The following is an 11,424-nucleotide window of genomic DNA, read 5'->3' on the forward strand; positions in this document are numbered from 1 at the left end:
TCAGGAAAAGCTATCACTGAAACTTGGTAGAAGTAAAAATACTATCATTATAAATATATCTGATGAACAATGAAGCCATGACTACATAATTAAAACCAAACTTAATTTTGGGAAACCCAAACCTGACCTAAACCATCTGAATTTGCACCCAAACAGTCATTCGTTTCTAATCGCAAGAGATGTCATTCAGAGAACTGAAACATATAGAAAAACAACCCTATTTCCATGAGTAATAGTATCAGATTTAAAATTAGCTACGGCATCAATTAGACTAAAGGCACACAGATTACTGCACACAAAATATCGCTAAAACAGATACCTGCACCCATTACGGTCATTAAATATTATATGTGGTCCGCTACGCCCCGATTTGAACCTATTTTACCTAAGGCACTGTTATAACTGATAAAAAGAGATTTCGATACATTTCGGGTTTTTTTGAAATACAAAAACCATCAACTAACTATTTGAATTAATTGAGAGTTCTCGGTTCTATTTAGTTGCGGAGGCGCGCAGCCACCGATACCGACATTTATTCTCAATTGAAATTTAAGCCTTATCTATTAGGCTCCAGTCTCATTGAGTTTCACAGCCAGAAGATAACGATTGCGGCGAGGAGGATGGCTGAGAGTAAAGTCTCCGGACATCGGCGGATCGCGTTGCAACGCGCCGCCAGTCCTTGAGGCGGCCGAACATGATCTCGATGCGATTGCGTGTTTGTAGCGCCGCTTGTCATATTTGCAGTTTCGCGCCAGCCGAACCTATCATTTCAAGTGAATGTGAAAGTGAAAGTGAAAGTGAAAGTGAACCCAAAATCCATGAATTTGCATCATTACAACACCAGACAGATCATATAAGCGAGATCGCGCACCAGCAAGACACCCTAAGATATGAAGCTGAAATATGAATGCTTATTCTTTTGCGAATATAGGGCCTGACAATTGAGGAAAAATTTTTAGCCCGGAATGGAGCCGATAGGCCAATCACCGAAACTCACCTCAATCTCCGAAGCTTCGGATGGACACATCATCACAAGTGAAAATGCTTTTTCACCCTCTGCATACCAAGCTGCCTCTTGGGCATTCTTGTCTGCAAATTGTCCATAGCAGACCGCAGCCACACTCCCGTCAGCGGCGATCATCACGCCCCAATTCACGTCACCACCACTCGCTGGCTCAAAACCACGTGTATAAAGAAGTTTTTCACCCACCTTCATGATCGGTGTGGCGTCCGCACTTCCGTATAAAGAATATCGCGCACGTCCCCAGTCGGCACTGCGGCTTCAATAGCAGCGCGCACCTGCGGGTGGTTCAGAAAACGCGTGCCATCCACTTCATCATAGACATATTTTCCAGCATAAACAGCCAACGGCGGCGTAGCCGAAACCATTTCAGCCTGTGCGAATACATTGGAAATCGAGAATAGATTAACCAATAAAGGGTAACAATTTCATTAAAACAAATCTTTTAAATGTTATAAAATCTTAAGCCATTACTCACCTATTTGCGCTGATTACCACGATAGACTTTTTGATCAAGATACGCACAGGCTCTCCTATAGGAGAGCCACAAGCACGAAATTTTATATGCGCAGAGCTTAGTTCTGCATTTTTTTCATCTGTTCGCACATGGTCTGCTTCTGACTTGCACTGCCTGCAGCAATTTTAGCTTTGGTTTCTTCATAGCCTTTGGTAAAAATTGTGTCGAACTCTGCTGATGAAAGTCCGCCAGCGGAAGATGCAGATTGCTGTCCTGCCTTCATTTCTTTCAGCTGATCAGCAGAATAACTACCACATTCTTCAGCCATGGCATGCATCGCGCCGCCGAACTCGGCGATTTTTGCCATATTTTCTTTTTCCTGCGCCATAACAGCACTTGGCACAAACACAGTCGCGCATAAGGCGGCCGCAAATAGCGTTTTTGTTACACTTGAATAGAACATAGAAATTCTCCCACAATAAATAGCCGAATAAAAGCTGCTGGCCTGCGTAAAGCACCCTGCAATAGCTTTCAATGATAAAATTATAGTATCGTGTAAGTATTATTGGCTTTTATTCTCACAGCGCTGCCATTCAAATTTACCTGAATCATAGCACCAACCAGCTTGCTCCATGGCATCTTCAAGCGCGAATAGCGGGGCAATTTTGGTTTGCCCATCACGCTGACAAGTGAAGGACGCGATATCCTCGTCCCCTTTGAAGATGTGAACACCTGCTTCCAGCTCGGCCCCCTCATCAAGCCGGTCAAAACTCTGCCAGACCTGATATTTATAGCCCTCATTATTAAAAGTAACGGTTGAGGTAATGGCTCTGCCAACACCTTTCCATGGTGAGACGGTTTTGGCAGAAAAAGCCTCACTCAACGAGAGCCCGTCTTTGCCCTTTTCGGTAAATTGATAAGTAAATTTCGGGGCTGCATCACCATTCTCCGGCTCAATGCAAATTTGGAGATGCTTATTCTTGGCAACATTACAGGAAATAAATGTTTCACCCGAGCAATCAGGCGCAGCGAATGCAAGTTCCGTATCAACCACTGCTAGCCCGCCGCCCAGTGCCAGCAGTGTTAAAAAGGAAGTAACAAGGCTTTTATTTCTCATAAAGATAAACCACAAAATAAAGAAACTTATATACTTGAATCAACGTGCATTAAGATTGACACATAGGGCGTATACATTAAGCATTTGCATTTTGAAATAACGAATCAAGGATACTTATGCAAAAACCTGTCTTCATTCTGATAGCCAGTCTGGTGCTTGGTACTATTTTTGGTTTTCTGGATGTCAGCAGTTTTATAGCTGATCAAGGCTTGAGCAATATTACCGGCTACGGTATTGGTGCTGCAGCAGTAACTATTCTTGGTATTGCCGGATTAATACGCCTGTCATGGGTCATTGCAGGCGCTGTTATCAACGGCTTACTCATTGCGGCTTTTGCCTATTTTGCATCCAACGGTATTCTGACAGGTGAATTTACCGGGCAAACAGTGGTAGCCACACCGCTTTTGATGATCATTTTGCTGCCGCTGCCATTTTGGGTTTCTTATGCGCAGACCCGTCATTTTGATTATGCAATCGTCTATCAATCCGCATGGAATATTTGCTGGCGCGTCTTCGGAGCGCTTGCCAGCCTATTTTGGGTCGCGATTTATTCAACCGCCTCGGGCATCGGTTCAGATATTGTCGATCCGGAACTGATGCGCTTTTTTCCATGGCTCATTGGTGGAGCGATAGCCGGTGTGGTTGCCATATTAACAGATCGGCTTGAGCCATCTTTCATCTCGCCAAGATCGCGCTTCATTGCACATCTGATCGGGCCGCAGTTGCTGTTGCCGCTCATGGCAATGATGATGCTGATCGTATTTTTCAGCACAGAAGCGGTCAATGACTCTCAGTTTTCAATCAGCCTCACTTTATGGGCCATGCTGAGCTGGTCAATTATTGCCACCATCATTGCCGAGCGTAATGAAGCAGAGCGTCTGCAAGGTGGTTATGACAGGCTAGGCAAAATCGCAGTGATTGCTGTTTTGGCTTTCGGGTTCCTGACCGCATGGCTGCTTTATGGTGATTATCAAAGTTTCGGTCTGGTGCCAGTTGATGTCACATTCATTTACCTGACAGTCATCGGGCTTATCTACGGCTTTGCCTATCTATGGGCACTAACCGGCGGAGCAGCATGGGCACAGCGTTTACGCTGCATCAACCTTGTCATGGTGCTTCCGGTTTACTGCATTTTTGCTCTGGCTTTGACGGATGCGCTCTCGCCGCTACGAGTTGCCGCACAGCAGCAAGTGAGCATGGCCTTGGCGGGAGATGCGCGCTTTACCGAACATAGTGTCAAGCAGCTGATGAAATGGGGGCAACCCGGTGCCGATGCCCTCAAAACCTTAAGAGAAGCTGTTGTCGACAAGCCTGAGCTTGGAAAACTTCTGGGCACGCTGCTCCCTGAAAAATCCAAACCACTATCCGTACCGGAACAAGTCATCACGCCTACACAGGGGCTTAAACTGCGCGATCAGCTCATTGAGCAGGCGGTTTTTGTGCCGGACAATGAGGAAATCCAGCAGATAACCCGCAATGCTTTTACGCTGATGCCGGATTATCTGTTTCAGAATTATGCGAGCCTATGCGCAGTAACGGAAGCGAATACAGGCTGTACCATTTATCTGGCCGATTTTCTTCCCCAAGCCACAGGCAAAGTGATCCTGATTGATAGCGGCAAAGCGGATCCGTTGCGTTTTCAGGCTTTACAGGTCAATGGAACAAATTCTGCGTCGCTGCAAACCTTTGTTCATGGCGACATCACCGATGAAGACAAAGGCGGCGCAATGGTTGCTGTTGCAGGATGCGACGTCAATGCTATGCAATTTGGCAAGGCACTTGTGTTGGCTCTCGATGGATTTGATAAGAAAAAGGCATGCCAATTATGAGCAATAGATTCACCTTTAAAATTTTGTCAGGTCTGATGCTCGTTGCAGCCTTAAGCCTGTCGCAGCCATTATCTGCAAAGGCGGATGCAGCAGAAGGCGATCTGGAAGGCGCCAAACTCAGCGAATTGCTGGAGCAATCCGGCATTCAATGCAGCGATACTAAGGGGCTTAACTGTAGCGCAGGAAATTACGAAGTGACCATTCATAGTGATTGTGCGGTTGCACCCTATTATGGCGCGATCTATGGCGGGCCTGCCAAGCTCAGCGCACGCGCTGGCGGCAGTGATCAGAAAATAGTCGCCAGTCTGGCCGAGGATCAGCTCATCTGCATCAAAGCGACAGCCAAAACCGGTATTTCAGATGCTGAATATTTTGTCATGGCAATGCCGATAGATCGGTTCGGTAAATGCGACGGTGTGAATGTTTTATGCCGCGTCTCTGCACCATTGCCGGAGCCTTACCGCACGACTATGGAAAATTGTAAACAGCTGAAGAACGGCGAAATTTCATCTTGTCCGCAAGGCTGGGTACAGGCCGATGCGATCGAGCCTTATCCGAACGGCTTGGAATAAGAAGGGTACGGGAATCATGATCAATTACAAGTCATTATTAGCGAGTGCCTGCCTCGCCTTCTCATTCACCAGCACTGCTGTGGTCAGTGCACAGACACCACAACAGCAAGAAGCCAATTTCGAGCGCTACGGGCCGTTTTTCTTCTTTCCAGATAAGCCTGAGCTTCTCATTTATACCGGTCAGGTGGGCGCAAATGACCTGCTCAATCTTAAAAAAGCATTGCGCGAGAACCCTGCTGTCAACACGCTTATTTTGAGCAACAATCCAGGTGGTCTGGTTCATATCGGGCTGGTTATCGCGGAAGAAGTCTATGAGCGGGGCATGAATACTTATATTCCGCCGGATTCATATTGCGCTTCAGCCTGCTCCTTTGTGTTCTTTGCCGGCAAAAACCGTGTTGCCGATGGCCGTCTTGGCGTTCACCAGATTTCCGCACCGGAACTCAGCGGCGAACAAGCGCAATTTGGCGTATCGGATATTGTGGCGACTTTGCCAAAATATGGCGTATCAGCCGATGTGCTGGGCATTATGTTCAGCACACCAGCCAAGGATATGTATTATTTCAGCCCGCAGGAAGTGGTGAAATACGGTATCAACCGCACCGGTGAAACCCAAGTTGCCTCAGTGCAGCCGGTCCAGCCCAATAGCGGCAATGTTACTACACCAAGTCATGTTAGTCCGGCTCAGGCACCGCAACAAGCCGCCCGCCCGAGTGATGCCAATGCCAATCCTCAGCAACAGCACAATGCGCCAAGCGCCATGCCGGCAATGAATGATGAGAATAAGGCCATGAATGTTGCCGCCCTCATGATCCAGACTGGCAGTGCCAATAATGATGATGCGATGGCATTCGTTAATGAATATTACGCCGATACTGTCGATTACTTCAAAAAACGGCGCCCCAAAGCAGAAATTTTGCAGGATAAAAACAGTTATTTCAGCCGTTGGCCGGTCAGACGTTTTGTCGTTGATGAAAGCTCACTGAAAGCCAAATGTGAAAATGGCCTTTGTGCAGTCTACGGTCTTTATGATTACACAGTGTCCAGTCCTGACCGCAACAAGCAATCCAGCGGAACCTCGAATTTCACTTATGTACTGGACCTACAAGACAACTACCGCATTGTCCATGAAGATAGCGAAGTAGTTAAGCGTTAAGGCTCTCCGCCATATTCTGATGTGCCAGAAAGTAGACTATCTGCCTTCTGGCACATCCACATCAGAGCAAATGACCATACGCCACTTACTTAAGACACTGACACTGACACTGACACTGACACTGACACTGACACTGACACTGACACTGACACTGATCACCTCATGAAATTCAAGTTTTGGCAAGACCAGACCAAGATCATCCGCAATTTGTTACAATCCAAGCGTGATATCCTGACAGGCAAACGCAAAATCTTCTGTTTTCAGCCATAAACGCAGCGAACTATCGCAATATTGCAACGCCCGATAATCAAGTATGGATAACCGTGCTGTAGTCATGATTTGCCGGATCGCGTCAGCCGGGATCAGGCGGCGCTTACCATTTTTCCTCTACCAATACAGCAGATCATCAAGACGGTAGAAGATAAACGGCAAGGTTTCGCGTAGCCAAACCACTTTCAGCGCATATATGCTTAGTGTTCTAATTCGCTATGATTTACTATTGAATAGTCTGCCATCTTTGCATGTCACGCTCACAATTTTGACTGCTTGGGCTCTCTGGAAAAAATATTGCCCCTTACGCAATCTTATAAGCACCGTTTAGAGCATAACGATTGCGGTTTACATTTTGCAGCTTTATCGCCATCAATTTATTGACGCTTTCGGCGGAACCATTCTGGCTTGTTCGGCTGGTTGGCTGGCGTAAGCTTTGCTCACTGCAAATGCTGAACACTGCAAGAGAAGCACCATATAAAAGTGTTGAGATGCGCTATTTTTGCGCAGGGCACAGCCTATATCAACGCAATTTCAAGCCGTCGTCGAAATGAAACCTGTCCGACGTAAGTATTTTAAGCTGTGCTTCATTCAAAAATTCTGCACGTAGTTCAGGTTGCTCGTATTTTGCTTTCAATGAATATTCATCGCCACCAATTAATTTTGGTTCTGAAAATTCACATTGAATTTCAGCTATTCTAATCATTTGATTGCTAATTTATGCCGCGTTTTTATTGCCAACCGTTTTACAAAATGTGCCTTCAAGATTATAGCGCCCGTCTGCCAAGGGCAGCTGATCATCAGCAAAGCTTGGCAATGTAAAAAAGCATAAGATCAAAAACTACGTATCATCAAACCCACCATCAGATATTAATCCCATTTATGTAGCGGCTGCGGTGGTGGCGGAAAGCTTTCTGACCCCAAAATCGTATAGCGCTCTGCCAACATAGCTAGTTCTTTGCATTCAGAAATTATGTTCGGTAAGATTGCGCCACCCCCAGCTTCTTTATCAGCATCCGCATGACAGCGGGCCTGAAGCTGTTTCTTCCACGCAGCATAATCGCTATCTGTCTTAGCACCAGTCATTTTGATCGCATCACCCAGCAACAATTCCGCCTGAATAGCACGCTTAAAAGCACATAGATTCATATTGCGCTGATTTAATTCACAATCCACGAGCACAAGTTGCAAATCATCAGCCGAAACACCGCTTCGGTTTGCAAGCTCGGTTAACACGCGTTTCTTCACGTTTTCTGAAGGATTTCCGGCCATTACACTTGACGGTAAGAAAATCAGTGCGGCGGTATAATATAATATTTTATGCATAATGTAGTTCTCAATCCCCAGCACTAACACGGAAACACTCGCCCATCAGCTCTTGTTACCACTTGAACCGGCCTCATCACAATAAGGCTCTGGAGGACGGCAAGCCGTCTTTGTTGTTCTAAAATAAACGGACCACCAAAATCGTCAATCGTCGCTTTTCGTCATTAGTTAAAGATATCACATACTCAAAGTTGCAAAGCCAAGAGCCTGTCACCAGATTAAACCCACTGGCTTTTACTAAAGGCTAATCCAGTGTTTTGACCTATTTCATAGGTTGCAGAGCGTGCACTTAGAAAGATCTGTTGATCTACCCCAAGCGCAGTTTGCAAAGAGGGTAATGGTAGCTTGATCATGGCGTTAAAAGCAGTTGTCATCGCGCAATCAGCTTTTGCCAAGGTCACCGTCCAGTTGATCAGCGGTATAACAAGGTTGCTTTCCGAAACAGTCTTTCAGCTTGCAAATTTTTCGGCAGCTCGAACATCCAACATGGACGAGCAAAGCTGCCTTTCGATTATCTTAGGGCTTCAACAACCTGCGTTAGACGAACATCATCATATACCACCACGCTCGCACCTTTTGGGTTCTCCGCCCCCCAAACTACGATCATTAAATATTGTATGTGGTTGCGTAGTTCGTTACCCCCGATTTGAACCTGTTTTAGCTAAAGCACTGTTATAACTGATAAAACGAGTTTGCGATGCTTTTCGGGGATTTTCGACAAACAAAAATCATCATCCAATTATTTGAATTAATTAAGTATTTTGAATTTTATTTGGTTGCGGGGGCAGGATTTGAACCTGCGGCCTTCAGGTTATGAGCCTGACGAGCTACCGGGCTGCTCCACCCCGCGTCAAAGTTAGTACAAGCCTTTGAGGCCCGGGAGCGAAGTCAGCCTCTTTTTCAGGTTATGGGCCTGATGAGGTGAGGCCGTATAGCAATCGATTGATTATCGATTGTAGGCCGAACGGGCGCTCCACCCTAGATATATGATCGCTTAAGATTTGCTTTGAAGATTGTCTTATCGGTAAGCGATTGATTTGCGCGTTTAGCGCTGAATGTTTGAGAAGATGTTTTGATTTCTGTGCCTTTTGCAGACCTGGCAGCGACCTACTCTCCCGTGTCTTAAGACAAAGTACCATCGGCGCTGGAGCGTTTCACGGCCGAGTTCGGAATGGGATCGGGTGCAGCCGCTCCGCCATAACCACCAGGTCAGCAAAGGGCACAGAAACAAATAAGAAGCTGGGTTTTTCGTGCATAAGATCTTAGCGCCTCGGTCACGAACACACAGTGTTCGCAAGTGCGACCGCACGTCGGCCACTTTTGGCCGCCCTCGCGGAGGATCAGCAGCTTTAGCTGCGTACGATCCGTGAGCGCTAGTCTAATTCTATCAAACTCATCCATTGGATGAGCTTGATGGATATTGATAATGAGAACAATCAAGTCGATCGAGCTATTAGTACCGGTCAGCTGCATGCATTACTGCACTTCCACATCCGGCCTATCAACGTGGTGGTCTTCCACGGCTCTGATAGGGAATACTCGTTTTAAGGTTAGTTTCCCGCTTAGATGCCTTCAGCGGTTATCTAGTCCGTATATAGCTACTCTGCTATGCCGTTGGCACGACAACAGATCCACCAGAGATACGTCCATCCCGGTCCTCTCGTACTAGGGACAGATCCTTTCAATATTCCTACACCCACGGCAGATAGGGACCGAACTGTCTCACGACGTTCTGAACCCAACTCACGTACCGCTTTAAATGGCGAACAGCCATACCCTTGGGACCTGCTCCAGCCCCAGGATGCGATGAGTCGACATCGAGGTGCCAAACAACCCCGTCGATATGGACTCTTGGGGGTCATCAGCCTGTTATCCCCGGCGTACCTTTTATCCGTTGAGCGATGGCCCTTCCACACGGGACCACCGGATCACTATGACCGACTTTCGTCTCTGCTCGACTTGTCTGTCTTGCAGTCAGGCGGGCTTATGCCATTGCACTCGACGAACGATTTCCGACCGTTCTGAGCCCACCATCGCGCGCCTCCGTTACTCTTTAGGAGGCGACCGCCCCAGTCAAACTACCCACCATACACGGTCCTGGACCCGGATATACGGGTCGCAGTTAGACATCTATGACGATAAGGGTGGTATTTCAAGGATGACTCCACGAAGGCTGGCGCCTCCGCTTCAAAGTCTACCACCTATCCTACACATGTCGCCACAAATGCCAGTGTAAAGCTATAGTAAAGGTGCACGGGGTCTTTCCGTCTAACCGCAGGAACCCCGCATCTTCACGGGGAATTCAATTTCACTGAGTCTGCGTTGGAGACAGCGGGGAAGTCGTTACGCCATTCGTGCAGGTCGGAACTTACCCGACAAGGAATTTCGCTACCTTAGGACCGTTATAGTTACGGCCGCCGTTTACTGGGGCTTCAATTCAAGGCTTGCACCTCTCCTCTTAACCTTCCAGCACCGGGCAGGCGTCAGACCCTATACGTCGTCTTGCGACTTCGCAGAGCCCTGTGTTTTTGGTAAACAGTCGCTACCCCCTGGTCTGTGCCACCCTCATCTGCTTGCGCAAACAAGGGTCACGCTTCTTCCGAAGTTACGCGTGCAATTTGCCGAGTTCCTTCAACGCAGTTCTCTCAAGCGCCTTGGTATACTCTACCAGTCCACCAGTGTCGGTTTAGGGTACGGTCTATATGTGGGAGCTATTTCCTGGAACCGCTTCGCTGCAAGATCAATCCAATAAGACCTTACAACACACGCGATCCGTCACTACCCACAGGCCCACGAATATTAACGTGGTTCCCATCGACTACGCCTTTCGGCCTCGCCTTAGGGGCCGGCTAACCCTGCTCAGATTAACTTTAAGCAGGAACCCTTGGACTTTCGGCGAGAGTGTCTCTCACACTCTTTATCGTTACTCATGTCAGCATTCTCACTTCTGATACCTCCAGGATCTCTCACGAGTATCCCTTCACAGGCTTACAGAACGCTCCGCTACCACGCACATACGTGCATCCACAGCTTCGGTGTATGGCTTTAGCCCCGGTACATTTTCGGCGCAAAGACCCTTATCTAGACCAGTGAGCTGTTACGCTTTCTTTAAATGATGGCTGCTTCTAAGCCAACATCCTGGTTGTTTTGGGATCCTCACATCCTTTCCCACTTAGCCATAACTTAGGGACCTTAGATGGTGGTCAGGGTTGTTGCCCTCTTCACGACGGACGTTAGCACCCGCCGTGTGTCTGCCCAGTAGTACTCTCAGGTATTCGGAGTTTGATTGAGATCAGTAAGACGGTGAGTCCCCATTACCCATTCAGTGCTCTACCCCCTGAGGTATTCGCTGGACGCTCTACCTAAATAGATTTCGCGGAGAACCAGCTATCTCCGAGTTTGATTGGCCTTTCACCCCTAGCCACAAGTCATCCCAATCTATTGCAACAGATATGGGTTCGGTCCTCCAGTTGGTGTTACCCAACCTTCAACCTGCTCATGGCTAGATCACTCGGTTTCGGGTCTAATCCGACGAACTGAACGCCCTGTTCAGACTCGCTTTCGCTACGCCTACACCTACCGGCTTAAGCTTGCTCGTCAGACTAAGTCGCTGACCCATTATACAAAAGGTACGCTGTCACCCAGAACTAATCTTGGGCTCCAACTGTTTGTAGGC

The 11,424-nt window shown here is 47.5% G+C and carries 9 protein-coding genes, 1 tRNA gene, 2 rRNA genes and 1 pseudogene (1 of these 13 cut by a window edge); 4 read left to right on the forward strand and 9 right to left on the reverse strand.

The genetic code is table 11. The features are described 5' to 3' along the window. Positions 1-586: 586 nt before the first annotated feature. The 5 genes and pseudogenes from KHQ09_RS13235 to KHQ09_RS13255 form a co-directional block, all read right to left on the reverse strand. Positions 587-740: pseudogene (locus KHQ09_RS13235) on the reverse strand (transposase); the annotation flags it as partial. Between the two features lie 215 nt (positions 741-955). Beyond that, positions 956-1,216 (reverse strand): hypothetical protein, encoded by a 261-nt coding sequence (locus KHQ09_RS13240; RefSeq protein WP_151160386.1) that lies wholly within the window; start codon positions 1,214-1,216, stop codon positions 956-958. Next, positions 1,213-1,434, reverse strand: coding sequence for a hypothetical protein (locus tag KHQ09_RS13245; RefSeq protein ID WP_151160385.1), 222 nt, complete (start codon positions 1,432-1,434; stop codon positions 1,213-1,215). Before KHQ09_RS13245 ends, KHQ09_RS13240 begins: the two co-directional genes overlap by 4 nt. Before the next feature lie 162 nt (positions 1,435-1,596). Then, positions 1,597-2,013, reverse strand: coding sequence for a hypothetical protein (locus tag KHQ09_RS13250; RefSeq protein WP_151160384.1), 417 nt, complete (start codon positions 2,011-2,013; stop codon positions 1,597-1,599). 27 nt (positions 2,014-2,040) lie between these two features. Beyond that, positions 2,041-2,595 (reverse strand): hypothetical protein, encoded by a 555-nt coding sequence (locus tag KHQ09_RS13255; protein WP_213598688.1) that lies wholly within the window; start codon positions 2,593-2,595, stop codon positions 2,041-2,043. A gap of 116 nt (positions 2,596-2,711) precedes the next feature. Between KHQ09_RS13255 and KHQ09_RS13260 the strand changes: the two genes are divergently transcribed. The 4 genes from KHQ09_RS13260 to KHQ09_RS13275 are packed head-to-tail and all read left to right on the forward strand — an operon-like array spanning position 2,712 to position 6,318. Beyond that, positions 2,712-4,424, forward strand: a complete 1,713-nt coding sequence (locus tag KHQ09_RS13260) for a hypothetical protein (protein WP_151160382.1) — start codon at positions 2,712-2,714, stop codon at positions 4,422-4,424. Then, a complete protein-coding gene (locus KHQ09_RS13265) occupies positions 4,421-4,996 on the forward strand; it encodes a hypothetical protein (protein WP_116089492.1) in 576 nt (191 codons plus the stop codon). Before KHQ09_RS13260 ends, KHQ09_RS13265 begins: the two co-directional genes overlap by 4 nt. Before the next feature lie 16 nt (positions 4,997-5,012). Then, positions 5,013-6,152 (forward strand): COG3904 family protein, encoded by a 1,140-nt coding sequence (locus KHQ09_RS13270; RefSeq protein WP_213598689.1) that lies wholly within the window; start codon positions 5,013-5,015, stop codon positions 6,150-6,152. A 19-nt stretch (positions 6,153-6,171) separates the two neighbouring features. Next, positions 6,172-6,318, forward strand: coding sequence for a hypothetical protein (locus tag KHQ09_RS13275; protein ID WP_213598691.1), 147 nt, complete (start codon positions 6,172-6,174; stop codon positions 6,316-6,318). A 974-nt stretch (positions 6,319-7,292) separates the two neighbouring features. On the opposite strand, the gene KHQ09_RS13280 is transcribed toward KHQ09_RS13275, so the two are convergent. The 4 genes from KHQ09_RS13280 to KHQ09_RS13295 all read right to left on the reverse strand — a co-directional run. Next, the gene (locus tag KHQ09_RS13280) at positions 7,293-7,748 is read right to left on the reverse strand and encodes a hypothetical protein (RefSeq protein ID WP_213598693.1); all 456 of its coding nucleotides are present in this window, start codon (positions 7,746-7,748) and stop codon (positions 7,293-7,295) included. Positions 7,749-8,521: 773 nt separating this feature from the next. After that, positions 8,522-8,598 (reverse strand) — tRNA-Met (locus tag KHQ09_RS13285). A gap of 244 nt (positions 8,599-8,842) precedes the next feature. Beyond that, positions 8,843-8,957, reverse strand: a 5S ribosomal RNA gene (rrf, locus tag KHQ09_RS13290). A 223-nt stretch (positions 8,958-9,180) separates the two neighbouring features. Then, positions 9,181-11,424 (reverse strand): 23S ribosomal RNA (locus KHQ09_RS13295); it runs 564 nt beyond the window's last position.

This window comes from Pseudochrobactrum algeriensis (assembly GCF_018436245.1).
Classification (GTDB): Bacteria; Pseudomonadota; Alphaproteobacteria; order Rhizobiales; family Rhizobiaceae; genus Pseudochrobactrum; species Pseudochrobactrum saccharolyticum.

Coding starts and splice junctions, on each gene's coding strand:
- KHQ09_RS13240 (WP_151160386.1), bottom strand. CDS start 1,216: ATGAAGGTGGGTGAAAAACTTCTTTATACACGTGGTTTTGAGCCAGCG.
- KHQ09_RS13255 (WP_213598688.1), bottom strand. CDS start 2,595: ATGAGAAATAAAAGCCTTGTTACTTCCTTTTTAACACTGCTGGCACTG.
- KHQ09_RS13260 (WP_151160382.1), top strand. CDS start 2,712: ATGCAAAAACCTGTCTTCATTCTGATAGCCAGTCTGGTGCTTGGTACT.
- KHQ09_RS13265 (WP_116089492.1), top strand. CDS start 4,421: ATGAGCAATAGATTCACCTTTAAAATTTTGTCAGGTCTGATGCTCGTT.
- KHQ09_RS13270 (WP_213598689.1), top strand. CDS start 5,013: ATGATCAATTACAAGTCATTATTAGCGAGTGCCTGCCTCGCCTTCTCA.
- KHQ09_RS13275 (WP_213598691.1), top strand. CDS start 6,172: ATGTGCCAGAAAGTAGACTATCTGCCTTCTGGCACATCCACATCAGAG.
- KHQ09_RS13280 (WP_213598693.1), bottom strand. CDS start 7,748: ATGCATAAAATATTATATTATACCGCCGCACTGATTTTCTTACCGTCA.